This is a genomic window from Kitasatospora sp. NPDC048540 (assembly GCF_040651175.1).
Classification (GTDB): domain Bacteria; phylum Actinomycetota; class Actinomycetes; order Streptomycetales; family Streptomycetaceae; genus Kitasatospora.
This window is the reverse complement of sequence record NZ_JBEZIR010000002.1, coordinates 144,975-158,999: the sequence shown is the minus strand read 5'-3', so window position 1 is coordinate 158,999 and position 14,025 is coordinate 144,975. Positions and strand designations below refer to the sequence as shown.

Genomic DNA, 14,025 nt, shown 5'->3' with positions numbered 1-14,025 from the left:
CGGCACCGCCAGATGTCCAGACAGGTCGGGGACCACACCTCGTCATTCACCGGCCACCTCCCGCCTCACTGACCGCCATGTCGGCCCCCTAGACATAACGGGTCTGGACTGAAAAGACCGACGCCCCGCCAGTGAACGAGGAGTCACCCCGATGAAGCCGAGCCCCGAGCTCTCCCGCCGCACCCTGCTGGGTGGTGCGGCCGCCGCCGCAGTGCTCTCCGCCCTCCCGCTGACCGTGCAGCAGGCCCTGGCCGCGCCGGCCAAGCCGGGCACCCTGGCGGACATCGAACACGTCGTCATCTTCATGCAGGAGAACCGCGCGTTCGACCACTACTTCGGCACCCTGCCGGGCGTGCGCGGCTTCGGCGACCGGGCGGCGGTCCGCGGCGTCAACGGCCGTTCGGTCTTCCACCAGCCCGACCCCTCCCGCAAGGAGGGCCACCTGCTGCCGTTCCCCATGAACGCCGCGCACACCAACGCGTACCAGCAGGGCGCGCCGTCCTTCGACTTCATCGCCTCGATGAGCGCCTGGAACGACGGTCTCGCCGACGGCTCGGTGACCCGCCGCTCCTCCGGCTGGCTCGGCCAGGGCTACTACGAGCCCGCCGACATGCCGTTCTACAACGCGCTGGCCTCGGTCTTCACCACCTGCGACGCCTACCACGCCTCGGTGCAGTGCAACACCAACACCAACCGCGAGCACCTGATGACGGGCACCAGCGGCGGCACCGTCCGCGACACCCCGGTGACCGACAACTCGGAGCCCGCGGCGGGCTTCGAGTGGACCACCTACGCGGAGCGGCTGGAGCAGGCCGGCGTCAGCTGGCGCACCTACCAGGCGCTGGACAACTTCGACGACAACGCGCTGGCCTGGTTCACCGCCTTCCACCGGGCCGAGCCGGGCGAGCCGCTGTACGAGCGCGGCCTCAAGCAGGTCGGCGACCCGGCGAAGAAGGGCGACCCGTTCGCGATGGGCGACGCGCTGGTGGACGCCTTCACCGCCGACATCAAGGCCGACCGGCTCCCCCAGGTGTCCTTCCTGGTCGCCCCGGCCGCGCTCTCCGAGCACGCCAACTACGCCCCGCCGAACGGCGAGCACCTGACCGCCCGGCTGCTGGCCGCGCTGGCGGCCGAGCCGGAGGTGTGGGCGAAGACCGTCTTCATCCTCAACTACGACGAGCACGGCGGCTTCTTCGACCACCTGCTGCCCCCGGTGCCGCCGCTGGCCACCGGCCGCGGCAAGTCCTCCGTCCCGGTCGACGGCGAGGTGGTGGTCCGGGTCTCCAAGGGCACCAGCACGTACCACCGGGTGGTGGACCAGGACGGCCGCTACCGGATCCGCAACGCCGACGGCACCCTCGGCTGGGCCGCGAGCCTGCCGGCCGGGGAGAAGGTGGTCTCCGGGCCGTACCCGATGGGCCTGGGCGTGCGGGTGCCGATGATCGTGGTCTCGCCGTGGACCCGCGGCGGCGTGGTCGACTCCACCGTCTACGACCACACCTCGGTGATCAAGTTCCTGGAGAAGCGCTTCGGCGTGCAGGAGCCCAACATCAGCGCCTGGCGGCGGGCCGTCACCGGCGACCTGACCTCCGTCTTCGACTTCTCCGGGCAGGACCCGGCGTGGCCGCAGCTGCCCGACACCAGAGGCAACCGCAAGAAGGTCGACGACACCGGCAAGCTGCCCGCCCCGACCGTCCCGAGCCCGCAGTCGCTGCCCTGCCAGCAGCGCGGCACCCGCACCGCCCGCCCGACCCCGTACGCGCTGCGCGTCACGCCGCTGGTCAACAAGGGCGTGGTCACCCTCGAGATGATCAACCACGGCCGGCAGGCCGGCGTGCTGGCCGTCTACCCCGAGCCCGGCACCGCGCCGCGCCACTACACCGTCGCCGCCAAGGACCTGATCCGTGACACCTGGACGGCCGGCGACGCCGGGTACGACCTGCGGGTGCACGGCCCCAACGGCTACCTGTGGCACTTCCGCGGCGACGCGGCCGCCAGCTTCGAGGCACACGTCGCCGAGGACCTGACCGGCCGGGTGCTGGAGGTCGGCCTGACCAACCGCACCCGTACCGCCCAGGTCTTCGTGATCGCCGACCTGGCGTACGGCGGCGGCCGCCGGGAGGTGCGGGTCGAGGCCCGTTCCAGCGCCTCGGTCGACGTCACGGTCAACCGCGAGAGCTGGTACGACATCACCGTCGGGGTCCAGGGCGACCTGTTCTTCCGCCGCCGCTACGCCGGCCGGCTCTCCGGCGGCAGCCAGAACGTCACCGACCCGGCGATGGGCCTGCCCGACGCGCTCACCCTGGACGTGGCGCTGAAGTCCGCGTCGACCACCATCGACGAGGCCGTACTGGTGCCCGGCCGGGCCGCCCGGGTCGCCGCCGTGTTCACCGCCGCCGACGCGCTGGCCGGCCTGGAGGCCGCGCCCGTCGTCCCGGCCGGCTGGACCGTCGTACCGGTCACCGCGCCGCCCACCGCGCTCGCGGCCGGCGCCACCGCGACCGCCGAGTGGGAGGTCACCCCGCCCACCGCACTGCCGGGCGCCGGTCCGTACCGGATCCTGGTCACCGCCCGCGCGGTGGCCGGCGAGCGGTACGTGGTCGCCGACGGCGAGGTGGCGGCCCGGACCGCCCCGTCGATGGCCGGCCACCTGCTCGGCGAGGACTTCGAGTCGCTGGCGGGTGCGCTTCAACCGGTCGGCCAGGTGCTCGGCTGGACGGCACAGGCGCCGGCCGGCTGGTCGGTGGTCAACGCCCCCGGCATGCCGCAGGGCACCGCCCGCCTCCAGGGCTGGACCTTCCACACCAAGCGCGCCTGGTCCACCCCGGCCGGGCAGGACCGCGGCAACTTCACCCGGGGCCTGGGCATCCTCGCCGTCGCCGACCCGGACGACTGGGACGACTGGGACGACACCGGCGCGCCGTCCGCCAAGGGCCGCTTCGACTCGACCCTGGTCTCCCCCGCCGTCCCCGTCCCGGCCGGCACCGGCACGCTGTACCTGGCGTTCGACTCGCACTACCGGCAGGAGGCACCGCAGAAGGCCACCGTCACGGCGGTGTTCGACACCGGCGCCGAGACCCGGCTGCTCTCGTACAGCAGCGACGCCACCGGCAACGACAACGCCGGTGCCGACGTCCAGAACGCCTTCGTCACCCGGCAGTTCGCCGTACCGGCCGGCGCCACCGCGGTGACCCTGAAGTTCCGGATGTTCGACGCCGGCAACAACTGGTACTGGGCGGTGGACCACATCCGCCTGGACAGCAAGCCGATCACGGCCTGATCCGCACCCGCGCGCCGCAGGGCGGGAGCCCCCGGGGGGCCCGCCCTGCGGCGCGCCCCCTTCCGCCGCTTGAATGTCATGAACACGCCACCCTCGCCCCTTCCCGGCCAACAACGGGCCGCGGGGGCGGCCGCATCCCCGTCCGACGGGCGCCGGCCCCCCGGCCGCCGGACAATGCTGCAAAGCCGGGGAATCGAGTGGCCGAGGACCGGACGGCCACCCCCGGACGACCAGGTGCGGAGGCAGAGGCCGATGCAGTCAGCACCGTTCGAGAGCTGGGCCACGGACTGGGCCCGGCAGGCCCGGGGGATCCCGCGCGGGCAGGTCGCCGCCGGGCTGCTGATCGACCTCGTGGCAGATCCGCGGCAGCACCTCGCCCGTACCGCCGCCTTCCCGGTCACCGCCGCGGCCGCCGCCCTGCGCATCGCGCCGGACCTCCTGCGGGCGGCCCTGACGGACCTGTCCGACGCCGGACTGCTCACCTGGATCTGCCACGACCTGGGCGCCCCCGAAGGCGAGGTCGCCGTGGTCACGCTGACCGTCCCGGAACCCGTAGAGACCCGGAGGACCAGGCCGTGACCGCCCAGCAGCCCGCCGCCGCCCGCCCGTCCCTCCCCGGCGACGGCGGGGCCGCCGGGCCCGCCGAGGCCGCCGGCGCCACCCCCGAGGAGCGCGACGCCGTCCAGCTGGTCGCCACCCGCCTCAAGCGCGCCCACCCCACCGCCGACCCGTCCCGCGTCGACGCGGTCGTCGCGACCGCCTACGGCGAACTCAGCGACGCCAGGGTGCGGACCTTCATCCCCATCCTGGTCGAGCGCCGCGCCCTGACCCTGCTGACCACCCCGCCGCCGGCCCTCTAGCCCCGGCCGCTCCACCGGCGGACGGCCGCCCCGGACACCCGACCCGCCCCCGGGGACGGCCGGACGGCCGCCTGCCGGTACAGGTACCAGCCCAGGTCGGCGGCACCGCGACCCCACCGGATCAGCGCCACCCAGTCGGTGACCCCCTGCCGCAGCCGCCACCGCTCCACCCGGCCCGGCCGCCAGCACCCCCCGACCCTGATCTCCACCCGCCGCCAGCACTCCTCGGCCACCCAGCTGCGCCCCGGCCCGACCAGCAACTCCCCCGGCGCCGGCACCGCATCCGGCCGGCGCCGGTCGTCCACTCCGGGGCAGATGGTCACCCCTCCATCATGAATCGCACAGTCGTTCGATTCAAGGGCCAGCAGTCGGGCACGGCCCGGCGGAGTCCGCCTGGCATGCTGGCCCGCATGGCTGCCGACCTCCCGCTCCCGGTCCATCTCCCCGCCGTCATCGACGGGCTGGCGACGAACCCCGCCCTGCCGGGCCCCATGATCCGACGGCTGTTCGCCTGGCGGCCGGGACGGGGCGAGGTTGCGGGACGTCCGGACCTCACCGAGGAGCTGATCGCCGAGATCATCGCGACCGACGACCACTGGCTGCTGCACAGCTTGGCGCTCAACAAGCACCTGCCGGACGGCTTCCGCATCCGACTGGCCGCCCACCCGGACGAGGCGGTGCGGTCCGCGCTCGTCGTGCGCGCCGAGAGCGCGCCGAGGGAGATGCTGGAACGACTCGTCGACGACCCGGTGCCGCGGGTCCGCGCCTGCCTCGCCGAGGACGACGACACACCCCCCGATCTCCGGGCCCGCCTCGCCGCCGACCCCGATCCCGCGATCCGGGCCACGCTGGCCAAGCACTGGACCCAGGCACCGGAGGAGGTCCGCCGGACCCTGCTGACCGACCCCGAGCCCCAGGTCCGCGCCGCGGCCTGTGCGACCTACTTCGCCCGGCTGCCCCACCCGGTACCGCCCTCGGACCTGCTGCCGGCGCTGCTGGCGGATCCGGTGACCCGGGCGGGCGCGGTGGTCCACGCCGTCCTGGACGAGGAGGCCTTCCGGCGGCTCGCCGAGGATCCGGACAGTGAGGTGCGCGCCGAGGTCGCCCGGCATCCCGACCTGCCGCCGCCGGTCCGCGACGTCCTGGCCGTCGATCCGGCGCTGGCGGTCCGGGTGAAGGTGTTCGCCCGGGCCGACACGCCGGAGCCGCTGCGGGCGCGGATCCACGCCGCCGTCCACGAGCTCTCCCCCACGTGGAAGGACCCGGAACCCGAGGCCGACGAGGAAGCACTCGACCTCTGGTACGAGAACATGTTCGCGACCACCGCGCTGCGCATCCTGCGCCTGGAGTGGGTCGCGGCCGATCCGCTGCCGCACATCGACTCGCCCTATGTCTCCTTCCGCGTCTCGGCGGCCCTCGGCAAGGAGCTGCCCGCCGACGCGGTGGCCCGGCTGCTGGACGACGAGGAGGAGATGGTCCGGCTCACCATGGCGGCCAATGCCCCGCACCTGGTCGATCCCCGGACCGCCGAGAGCATCGAACGGCGCTACCGCCGACGGGACAAGTTCACCTTCTGGTGGGACACCAAGGAGGTCCTGGCCTTCGCCCCGGAGACCCTGCACCGGTTCGCCACCGACCCCGAGCCCCGGCTCCGCTCCTTCGCGCCGCGTGATCCGCAGCTCCCGGCGGAACTCGCCGAGCAGCTGGCCGCCGACCCCGAGGAGCGCGTCCGCCACGCGGTGGCCGGCCACCGCAGGCTCCCGCTCCCCGCCCTGCTCCGCCTCCTCGCGGACCCCTCGGACCGCGTCGCCCGGGCCGCGGCGGCCTCGCCGCACCTTCCCGTGGAGAGCATGGAACGGCTGCTGGACCTGGTGGGCCTGTAGCCGCCGGGCAGTCGGGCAGTCGGCGAGGGCGCTGTCAGGGGCCGCGCCAGATGTTGTCGAAGGCCGCCTCCTCGATGGTCCGCCGCTGCCGAACGGCCTCCAGTTCCGCGACCGCGTCGCCGACGGCGGCGAGCACCGTCACGACCGCCTCGTCCTCGATCTCGTCGGCCTCCTCGGTCGGCCGGTCGTGGATCCCGGCGGTGGTGGCGAGGATCGCGAGGACGGGGTCGCCCGACACCCAGCGCTCGGCCGCCCGGCGGCGTTCGGGCGAGTCGGCGACCGCCGTCCGGCTGGTCCGGACGGGGATCCACCGGCCGCGTTCCCGGGTGACCCGGCCCTCCATCTCCAGCGCGGCCAGGTACGCGGACGACAGCCCCCGGCCCCGGCGCCACAGCCAGTCCTCGACCGTCTCGTACGGCGGCTGCCGGACCAGCGACTCCGCCGCCCGGTCCAGCAGCTTGTCGGCCTGCTCCCAGCGGCCGCCCGGCACGATCCGCTCACCGTCCAGGGCGAGTGCCTCGGACCCGAGGAGGTCGATCACCTCGGCCCCGGCGAGGGCGAGCGACAGGTCGCCTGGATCCACGGGACGGCTGGACGCCACGTCCATGGAGACGATGAACAGGTCCCGGGCTGTGGTCATGAGCGGCTCCGCATCTCAGGCACCGGCGGGCGATACGTCGCCGACTGTAGCCCGCCGGCGTCCCGGCCGCGGTCCGAACCGCGGCCACGGCCCGCCCGGTCACCCCGGCAGGAGCTGCTGCCCGCCGTCGATGTCGTACGTCGCCCCGGTCAGCGCGGTGTTGGCCATGATGTGCACCGCCAGCGCGGCGACGTCGTCAGGCCCGACCACCCGCCCGACCGGGAGCGTCGCGCGCAGCTGCTCGCGCCGCGCCTCGAGCCCCTCGCCGAGCAGCGACGCCGACAGCGGGGTGTCGACGAAACCGGCGGCGATCAGGTTGACCCGGACCGGGGCCACCTCCAGCGCCAGGCCGGCCGTCAGGGCGGGCAGGGCCGCCGTCATCGCCGAGGTGACCGCGAGGCCGACGGCGGGGCGGCGGGCCCCGGTGCCACCCATGAAGAGCAGCGTGCCGCCGGGGCGGACCCTGGGCGCACCGTGGCGGGCGACGCCCAGCATGGCCATCGGGTGCTCCTGGAGCGCGCGGCGCGCCTCGTCGAAGTCCATCTCGGCCAGGGTGGCGTAGTAGGGACCGCCGGCGGTCACCAGCACGTGGTCGACCGGCACGGCGAGGTCCGTGAAGAACCGTTCCAGGGCGGCCGGGTCGGTCGCGTCGAAGGCCGCGGTGCCGACGGCACCGACCTCGGCCGCCGCCTTGTCGAGTCGGGCGGGATCCCGGCCGGTGAGGATGGTGTCGGCGCCCTCGGCCCGGGCGTGCCTCGCCGTCGCCAGTCCGATCCCGGCGCTGCCGCCGATCAGGACGACGGTCTGCCCGGCCAGCGCCGGTGCGCGGGTGGCGGCCGGGGCCTGCGGTGCGCCGGTCACCAGGTCCCCGTGGCGTCCGCGGCGGACCCGCCGGTCATGTCGGCAGCTCCTCGCCGGCGCGTTCGCGGACCATGTACAGCGCGTACCAGTCCGGCCAGTTCGGATCCTCAGCGCCGATCCGTTCCTCGTGCTTCCCGTGGGCCGCGGCCGCGCGCCGCAGGGCCTGGGCGAGGTCCTCCACCGTCTCGTACGTCGTCCCGCTCATGGGGCACACTCCTTGTCTCAGCGGCTTGTCTCAGCGGCCCGGAAGCCGCGTCCTGATCTCCTGGAGCACCCAGCCGTTGCCGTCCGGATCGCTGAAGGCGGCGAAGGAGCCGTAGTCGGCGTGGTCCGGCGCGGGGCCGCCCACCCGCCCGGCCGTCCCGGCCCGGTGGAAGACCCCCGAGGCCTCGTGGAACGGCTCACCGACGTCGACGCCGCGCCCGATGAGCTCGGCGCGGGCCGCGTCCAGGTCGTGGACCACGAGGTGCAGGCCTTGGAGGGAGCCGGGCGGGGACGAGGTGACGCCCTCGCCGAAGATGATCGAGCAGCCGGAGCCGGGCGGCGTCAGCTGCACCACCCGGTAGCCGTCCTCGACCGGGAGGTCGGCGTCGAGCCGCCAGCCGAGTCCCTGGTAGAAGCCCTTCGCCCGGTCGACGTCCGAGACCGGCACGACGACCACCTCCAGCCGTACCTCCCCCGGCCGCACCGGCGGGCTCGCGGCCGCACTGCTGTTGCTCTCCTGGACGCTGCTCATCCCCGCCTCCATCGGTGGGTGGCGCTGTGACACTGCGATGACGATGTCCGCGCGCGACTGCGGCCCGACCGCCGTCGGACACCCCGGACGCCCCGCATGGTCGCTCGGTCACCGCGGGCGGACGCGCGGCCAGGTGCTTCCACGAGTCTCCCGGGCCGGTCACCGGGCCCGCCGGGACCTCCACTTCCACCGTGCGCCGCGGGCACAGCACCGTCAAGGCGGGACCCGCGGGGGCGCCGGGCGCGGGCGGCCGGCGTCACCGCCGTCGGCCCGGGATGCCGGGCGCCGGGACCCGTTGCTAGATGGAAGCGGGGGCCGAGTGCGGGAACGAACACGAGAGCAAGGGCTGGGAGTTCACATGCGACAGCGCAGTCTGCGGGACCTCCGGGTGTCGGCCATCGGCCTCGGGTGCATGGGCATGTCCGCGTTCTACGGCACCACCGACCAGGACGAGGGCGTCGCGACCATCCGGCGTGCCCTGGAACTCGGTGTCACCTTCCTCGACACCGCCCAGGTGTACGGGCCGCTCACCAACGAGTCGCTGGTCGGCGAGGCGATCCGGGGACACCGCGACGAGTACGTCATCGCCACCAAGTTCAACTACCGGATGGACCACGCCGTGCCGGGTGACATGTCGACGGTGGGGCGCCAGGACGGGTCCGCCGAGCACGTCCGCAGCTCCGTCGACGGCTCGCTCGAACGGCTCGGCACGGACCGCATCGACCTGTACTACCAGCACCGCGTCGACCCGGCCGTGCCCATCGAGGAGACCGTCGGCGCGCTGGGCGAACTGGTCGCCGCGGGCAAGGTCCGGCACATCGGGCTCAGCGAGGCGAGCGCCGCGACCATCCGCCGCGCCCACGCCGTCCATCCGGTGACCGCCGTCCAGAGCGAGTACTCGCTCTGGAGCCGGGACGTGGAGGCCGAGGTGCTGCCCACCTGCCGTGAGCTCGGCATCGGCTTCGTCCCGTACTCCCCGCTCGGCCGCGGCTTTCTCGCCGGCCGCTTCAGCTCCCCCGACGAACTGGACGAGAACGACTTCCGCCGCGGCAACCCGCGCTTCACCGAGGCCAACCTGCGGGCCAACCTCCGGCTCGCGGAGAAGGTCAAGGAGATCGCCGCGGAGAAGGACGTCACCCCGGCCCAGCTGGCGATCGCCTGGGTACTGGCCCGCGGCGAGGACTTCGTGCCGATCCCGGGCACCAAGCGCCGCAGCTACCTGGAGCAGAACGCGGGCGCCGTCGACGTCGTGCTCACCGCCGACGACCTGGCCCGGATCGACGCCGAGCTGCCCGCGGCGGCGGGCGAACGCTACGACGAGGCGGGCATGCGGGCCGTGAACCGCTGACCGGACCTGGCCCGGGGCGGAGCGCGCCGCGCGGCAGGGGCGCACACGAACCGGCTCACACCCGGGAGGGCCGCTCGTCCGACGCCGGTACGACTGGGGCGACCGTCCCGGAACGGTCCCCGGCCCCGGCGCGGCGGGGCCGGGGACGGCGAAACCGGCGTGCGGGAGCTGGTCGGCGGGTGGTGCGCACCCCCTGCCGCCGGCCGGCGGGTCTTGGCACGGGTCGGCGCGGCAACAGAAGCTCTGTGCACGGCCGATCGCCGATCGGTCCCGTCCGCCGAGCCTCTGGAGGGCCCCGCATGCCGTTCTCGCGCACCCGTACCGCCGTCACCGCCCTGCTCGTCGCCGGTGCCGCGGCCCTGGCCGCACCGGCCCAGGCCGCGGGCGGTCACCGCGCCCTCAGCCACTTCGACGACGGCAGTTTCGAGACGCCCAAGGTCGCGGCGAACACCTTCGCCGGTCTGACCGCCGGTCAGACCATCGGCCCCTGGAGCGTCACCGCCGGCAGTGTCGACCTGATCGGCGCCGGGTTCTGGCAGGCCGCCGAGGGAGATCAGTCGCTCGATCTCAACGGCTCCAACAGCGGCACCGTCGCCCAGAGTTTCACCACCGTGCCGGGCGCCACCTACTCCGTCACCTACGCGCTGGCCGGCAACCCGGAGGGCGGAGTCGCCCTCCGGACCGGCCGGGTGCTGGTCGACGGCCAGAACTTCCAGGACTTCTCCTTCGACGTCTCCGGCCGGACCAGGGCCGCCATGGGCTACGTGGGGCACCAGTTCAGCTTCGTCGCGCAGAACACGTCCACCACGCTCGGCTTCACCAGCACCGTCGCCGGGGCGTACGGACCGGTCATCGACAACGTCCGGGTGACGGAGTGCAAGCCCTGCTGCGGGTGACCGGCCCCGGCCGGTGGCGTCGGGAGCGAGGTCCCGGATCACCGCTCCTGACGCCTCTGACGCGCCTGACACCGCTGACGCCGCTACCGCCCGTGCGGGCGCCGCGGGCGGTCGAGCGTGGCGAGCAGCAGGTTGGGGTCGACCTGGGTGAAGTAGGCCGCGCTCGGTACGTAGACGGTGTCGCCCCGGACCGCGACCGAGGTGGGGTTGGACAGGCCGTCCTGGCCGGTCAGGACGGTGTGGTGGCTGCCGTCCCCGGCGACGAAGGCGGCCTCGTTCGGGGAGTTGAGGGCGGCGACGAGGCTGTCGCCGTGCCCGGTGAAGGCGAAGTCGTCGATCCCGGCGAGTCCGGTGGCGCGGGTCTCCACCGGCCCGGCGGTGCCGTCCTGACGGATCGGGATGCGCAGCAGGGTGCCGGTGTCGGTGTTCGTGACCCAGACGGCGTGGTGGTGCACCTTGAGTCCGTTGGCGCCGAAGCCGCCGGTGGGGCTGAGCTCGGGTGCGGCCGACCACACGGTCGCGGGGCCGCCGTCCAGGGGGACGGCGTGGACGACGCCGAGTGCCGAGTCGGCGGTGTAGAGCAGGCCGGCGTGCTCGTCGAGGGCGAGGCCGTTGGGGAGGCCGGTCGCGGGCAGGGCGGCGAGCCGCTCGGGGTTGCCGCCGGGGCACAGCCGCCAGATGCCGGTGAGGTCGTCCGTTCCGGTGGCGTAGCCGAAGTAGAGGGTGCCGTCGTGGGCGCGGGCGATGCCGGTCACGATCGCGGCCCCGAGGAGGGGGGTGGCCGGGTGTGCCGGTGCGGGGAGGGTGGCCAGGATGGTCTGGGTGCCGTCCGGGGCGACCCGGCCGATCTGGCGGGCGAAGGAGAAGGTGAGGTCGGCGGAGCCGTCCGGTTCCAGCGCGATGTTCTCGGGCTGGCGGCCCTGCGCGAGGTCGAAGTGGGCGAGGATCCGGGGCGCGGACAGCGGCGGCGCGACCGCCACGGCCGGGTTGGCCGCCAGCAGGGACAGGCCGGCGGCGGCCGCGCCGAGCAGGCCGGTGATGCGGGATGGGCGGGACAAGGTCTCTCCTCCGGTGAGCACACAAACGGGTGGCTCAAGAGGACCATGCCTGACGGCCCGTCACCCCTACGACGGGCCCGACGCCGTGGCCGGGTCCCCCGGTCGGTCGTTCCCGACCGGGGGACCCGCCCGCGGCGCTTCGGCGCAGCCCTACGGCGTGTCGCTCTCGGCCGCGAAGCGGTCGGCGGCCTCGCGCAGCCGCTGGACCCGCCAGTCGGCGTCGGAGTCGCCCGCGGCGACGCGGACGGCCTCGGCGAAGTCGCAGGACAGCAACTCGCGGGTGACCACCAGCCGGTCGGGGAGCCCGAGGTAGCGCTCGGCGATCCGGCTCCGGACCGCCGCCATCCCGTCCGTTGCCAGCAGCGGCCGCAGTTCCTCGACGAACGGCGCCAGCCAGGCCGCGCGCAGCTCGTACTCGGTCCGGCCGCCGAAGGCCGGGGTGAGGGCGGTGAGCAGCCGGGACGGGTACTCCTCCCAGGGTTCGGCGAGCGTCGGGTAGTCCTTGCGGAACTCGTCCCAGTCGACCTCGAGGTCGGAGATCCCGGAGGGCAGGACGGGCCAGTGGTGGCCGCCCTCCGCGGAGCCCGCGAACACGTCGTGCAGCAGCTCGTAGGAGACCTGGGTGTCCTGGGCGAGCAGGACGGCGTCGTACAGGTCCTTGCCCTGCGGGTGGTTGTCGGTCAGCAGCCAGAGGATCTTCCAGGCGAGCGACAGCTCGGGGGTCGCGGTGAGCAGCGGGGCCGAGACGCCGGGCAGTTCGCCGGAGCGCGGGGCGAGCGGGAGGTGCTCGGTGAAGACGAAGTCGAGCTGTACCGTGCCGCCGGGCACGCCGGGGGCGGTCCAGGGCAGCACCAGCCGGCGGCCGGGCACCCGGCTGTAGGTCCAGATCTCGTCCGCGACGGCCTGGTCCGCGTGCAGCCGCAAGCCGGTGTCGGCCGCGGTGGCGGACGGGTGGTCCGCGGACGGGTGGTCGGCGGACGGGTGGTCGGCGGAGAGGCGGTCTGCGGCGGCGGCGATCTCGTGGATCATGCGCTCGGTCCGGTCGTCCTCGAGCTCCCAGTCCGTGGGGACGACGACGAAGTCCAGGTCGCCCGGCTCGCGGGCGGCCTCGCCGTACCAGCCGCGCAGCAGGATGCTGCCGCGCAGGACGAGGTGCTCGGCCCAGGCGGAGCGGGCCACCGCAGACAGGACGGTGTTCAGCGCCTCCCGGCGGGCCGTCAGCCAGCGGGCGGCGACCTCGGGGTCCGCGAACGCGGGTTCGCTGGGGCGCAGGGCCCGGGCGTACCCGGCGAGCGCGGGGTCGAAGACGGGCTGCTGGGTGACGGTGTCGTCGTCGATCGGCCGGATGCCGCGCGGCAGGTCGAGTTCCTCGCGCAGGGCCTCGGACGGGGCGTGCCGGGGCAGGACGACCTCCTCCCACGGTCCGTACTCGAAGTCGGCCCAGCCGTTGTCGCCGTCGGCGGGGTGGGTGGTCGGTCCGGTGGCTTCGGTGGTCATCGTGAGGCTCCCCCTCGGTGGTCGGTGGTGCGGCCGGGCGCGGGTGTCCCGCGTACGGCGGTGGTGCCGGGTACGGCGGTGGTGCCGGGTGTCCCTGCGGTTCCTGCGGTCTCGGTTATCCAGCCCGCGTCGAGTGTCTCGTCGGTGTCGAGGGCGACGAACTCGCGTTCCGCCGAGGCGATGGCGCGACCGTCGGCGGTGAGGTCGGCGAGCAGCGCGTCGAGCCGGCGGCCCGCCGTGTCCAGCCCGACCAGGCGGCAGCGCTGCGTCACGAACTGTTCCCGGACGCCGTCGGCGCGCACCCGGCGGGCGTTGGCGGACAGGTGGGCGCTGTGCCGGACGGCCAGGTCGGCGAGGCCGTCGGTGCGCTCGTCGGCGGGGAGCAGCAGTTTGATGTGGTGTTCGAAGTAGCGGTGCGGGCCGAGGGCCTCGGCGGCGGCGTCCGACTGCGGGACGCCGCGGGCCCAGGGGGTGGCCTCGATCTTGATCCGCAGCACGGTGAACCCGGCGTCCGCCAGCCGTTCCGAGGTCCGGCGGGTCTGTGTGGCGACCTCCTGGTACGAGCCGGAGCCGCGCAGCGTGAGCATCGGCTGGGAGACGGCGGCGCCGCGGGCCAGCAGGATGTGGGTGAACTTCACGCCGTTGGCCGAGGCCCAGTCGGCCAGTGCGTCGGCGGCCTGCGGGGCCACGGTCAGGTGGACCTCGAAGTCGCCGTGCAGGTCGGGGCCGCCGTGCGGACCGGGGTGCGGACCGGCATGCGCCTCGGCGTGCGCCTCGGCGTCCGCGGGCCGGTCGGGCGCGGCGGCTGTCGGTCCGGGTGCGGTGGTGCGGCCCAGGTCAGGATGGGTGACGAGCATGCGAGCATGGTGGCAGACCCCACCGACAGTCCCTCGGCGGGCTCTTGGCGCGGCCCCGTCGGTGGCCTGCCGGAGCGGCTCCTCCGTGTACGTCGGCCCGGCCGGTACG

14 protein-coding genes are annotated in these 14,025 nt (G+C 74.5%); 6 read left to right on the top strand and 8 right to left on the bottom strand.

Going from position 1 to position 14,025, the window contains the following annotated elements; genetic code table 11:
* The first annotated feature begins 151 nt into the window (after positions 1 to 151).
* The 3 genes from AB0D08_RS02495 to AB0D08_RS02485 all read left to right on the top strand — a co-directional run bounded on the left by AB0D08_RS02495 (position 152) and on the right by AB0D08_RS02485 (position 4,140).
* Positions 152 to 3,280 (top strand): phosphocholine-specific phospholipase C, encoded by a 3,129-nt coding sequence (locus AB0D08_RS02495; RefSeq protein WP_359886011.1) that lies wholly within the window; start codon positions 152 to 154, stop codon positions 3,278 to 3,280.
* Between the two features lie 252 nt (positions 3,281 to 3,532).
* On the top strand, positions 3,533 to 3,859 hold the full coding sequence (locus AB0D08_RS02490; RefSeq protein WP_033825111.1) for a hypothetical protein: 327 nt from the start codon (positions 3,533 to 3,535) through the stop codon (positions 3,857 to 3,859).
* Positions 3,856 to 4,140, top strand: a complete 285-nt coding sequence (locus AB0D08_RS02485; protein ID WP_033825112.1) for a three-helix bundle dimerization domain-containing protein — start codon at positions 3,856 to 3,858, stop codon at positions 4,138 to 4,140. Before AB0D08_RS02490 ends, AB0D08_RS02485 begins: the two co-directional genes overlap by 4 nt.
* Here the strand turns inward: AB0D08_RS02485 and AB0D08_RS02480 are convergent.
* A complete protein-coding gene (locus tag AB0D08_RS02480; protein WP_359886010.1) occupies positions 4,137 to 4,463 on the bottom strand; it encodes a hypothetical protein in 327 nt (108 codons plus the stop codon). The genes AB0D08_RS02485 and AB0D08_RS02480 overlap by 4 nt on opposite strands.
* 87 nt (positions 4,464 to 4,550) lie before the next feature.
* Here AB0D08_RS02480 and AB0D08_RS02475 point away from each other — a divergent pair, with 87 nt between their 5' ends.
* Positions 4,551 to 6,023 carry a hypothetical protein gene (locus AB0D08_RS02475; protein WP_033825141.1) on the top strand — a complete coding sequence of 491 codons (1,473 nt, stop codon included), beginning with the start codon at positions 4,551 to 4,553 and terminating at the stop codon, positions 6,021 to 6,023.
* A gap of 34 nt (positions 6,024 to 6,057) precedes the next feature.
* Here AB0D08_RS02475 and AB0D08_RS02470 read toward each other — a convergent pair whose 3' ends face one another.
* From AB0D08_RS02470 to AB0D08_RS02455, 4 genes are all read right to left on the bottom strand, one after another.
* On the bottom strand, positions 6,058 to 6,663 hold the full coding sequence (locus AB0D08_RS02470) for a GPP34 family phosphoprotein (RefSeq protein ID WP_359886009.1): 606 nt from the start codon (positions 6,661 to 6,663) through the stop codon (positions 6,058 to 6,060).
* Between the two features lie 99 nt (positions 6,664 to 6,762).
* Positions 6,763 to 7,524: an SDR family oxidoreductase gene (locus tag AB0D08_RS02465; protein ID WP_359886008.1), complete on the bottom strand. Its 762-nt coding sequence runs from the start codon at positions 7,522 to 7,524 to the stop codon at positions 6,763 to 6,765.
* Positions 7,525 to 7,558: 34 nt separating this feature from the next.
* Positions 7,559 to 7,729 carry a hypothetical protein gene (locus AB0D08_RS02460; RefSeq protein WP_051814147.1) on the bottom strand — a complete coding sequence of 57 codons (171 nt, stop codon included), beginning with the start codon at positions 7,727 to 7,729 and terminating at the stop codon, positions 7,559 to 7,561.
* Positions 7,730 to 7,759: 30 nt separating this feature from the next.
* Positions 7,760 to 8,260 carry a VOC family protein gene (locus AB0D08_RS02455; RefSeq protein ID WP_359886007.1) on the bottom strand — a complete coding sequence of 167 codons (501 nt, stop codon included), beginning with the start codon at positions 8,258 to 8,260 and terminating at the stop codon, positions 7,760 to 7,762.
* A 358-nt stretch (positions 8,261 to 8,618) separates the two neighbouring features.
* Between AB0D08_RS02455 and AB0D08_RS02450 the strand changes: the two genes are divergently transcribed.
* Both AB0D08_RS02450 and AB0D08_RS02445 read left to right on the top strand, forming a co-directional pair.
* The gene (locus AB0D08_RS02450) at positions 8,619 to 9,608 is read left to right on the top strand and encodes an aldo/keto reductase (RefSeq protein WP_033825117.1); all 990 of its coding nucleotides are present in this window, start codon (positions 8,619 to 8,621) and stop codon (positions 9,606 to 9,608) included.
* A gap of 299 nt (positions 9,609 to 9,907) precedes the next feature.
* Positions 9,908 to 10,504 carry a choice-of-anchor C family protein gene (locus AB0D08_RS02445; protein ID WP_033825118.1) on the top strand — a complete coding sequence of 199 codons (597 nt, stop codon included), beginning with the start codon at positions 9,908 to 9,910 and terminating at the stop codon, positions 10,502 to 10,504.
* Between the two features lie 83 nt (positions 10,505 to 10,587).
* On the opposite strand, the gene AB0D08_RS02440 is transcribed toward AB0D08_RS02445, so the two are convergent.
* The 3 genes from AB0D08_RS02440 to AB0D08_RS02430 form a co-directional block, all read right to left on the bottom strand.
* Entirely contained in the window at positions 10,588 to 11,562 is a 975-nt protein-coding gene (locus AB0D08_RS02440) for a hypothetical protein (RefSeq protein ID WP_051814149.1), read from the bottom strand.
* Positions 11,563 to 11,712: 150 nt separating this feature from the next.
* Positions 11,713 to 13,059: a nucleotidyl transferase AbiEii/AbiGii toxin family protein gene (locus AB0D08_RS02435; protein WP_359886006.1), complete on the bottom strand. Its 1,347-nt coding sequence runs from the start codon at positions 13,057 to 13,059 to the stop codon at positions 11,713 to 11,715.
* The gene (locus AB0D08_RS02430; protein WP_359886005.1) at positions 13,056 to 13,916 is read right to left on the bottom strand and encodes a hypothetical protein; all 861 of its coding nucleotides are present in this window, start codon (positions 13,914 to 13,916) and stop codon (positions 13,056 to 13,058) included. Before AB0D08_RS02430 ends, AB0D08_RS02435 begins: the two co-directional genes overlap by 4 nt.
* Positions 13,917 to 14,025 lie beyond the last annotated feature (109 nt).

What these genes read in the sequence shown, in the direction of transcription:
- AB0D08_RS02495 (WP_359886011.1), top strand. Translation starts at nt 152, where the DNA reads ATGAAGCCGAGCCCCGAGCTCTCCCGCCGCACCCTGCTGGGTGGTGCG.
- AB0D08_RS02490 (WP_033825111.1), top strand. Translation starts at nt 3,533, where the DNA reads ATGCAGTCAGCACCGTTCGAGAGCTGGGCCACGGACTGGGCCCGGCAG.
- AB0D08_RS02475 (WP_033825141.1), top strand. Translation starts at nt 4,551, where the DNA reads ATGGCTGCCGACCTCCCGCTCCCGGTCCATCTCCCCGCCGTCATCGAC.
- AB0D08_RS02470 (WP_359886009.1), bottom strand. Translation starts at nt 6,663, where the DNA reads ATGACCACAGCCCGGGACCTGTTCATCGTCTCCATGGACGTGGCGTCC.
- AB0D08_RS02460 (WP_051814147.1), bottom strand. Translation starts at nt 7,729, where the DNA reads ATGAGCGGGACGACGTACGAGACGGTGGAGGACCTCGCCCAGGCCCTG.
- AB0D08_RS02455 (WP_359886007.1), bottom strand. Translation starts at nt 8,260, where the DNA reads ATGAGCAGCGTCCAGGAGAGCAACAGCAGTGCGGCCGCGAGCCCGCCG.
- AB0D08_RS02450 (WP_033825117.1), top strand. Translation starts at nt 8,619, where the DNA reads ATGCGACAGCGCAGTCTGCGGGACCTCCGGGTGTCGGCCATCGGCCTC.
- AB0D08_RS02445 (WP_033825118.1), top strand. Translation starts at nt 9,908, where the DNA reads ATGCCGTTCTCGCGCACCCGTACCGCCGTCACCGCCCTGCTCGTCGCC.
- AB0D08_RS02435 (WP_359886006.1), bottom strand. Translation starts at nt 13,059, where the DNA reads ATGACCACCGAAGCCACCGGACCGACCACCCACCCCGCCGACGGCGAC.
- AB0D08_RS02430 (WP_359886005.1), bottom strand. Translation starts at nt 13,916, where the DNA reads ATGCTCGTCACCCATCCTGACCTGGGCCGCACCACCGCACCCGGACCG.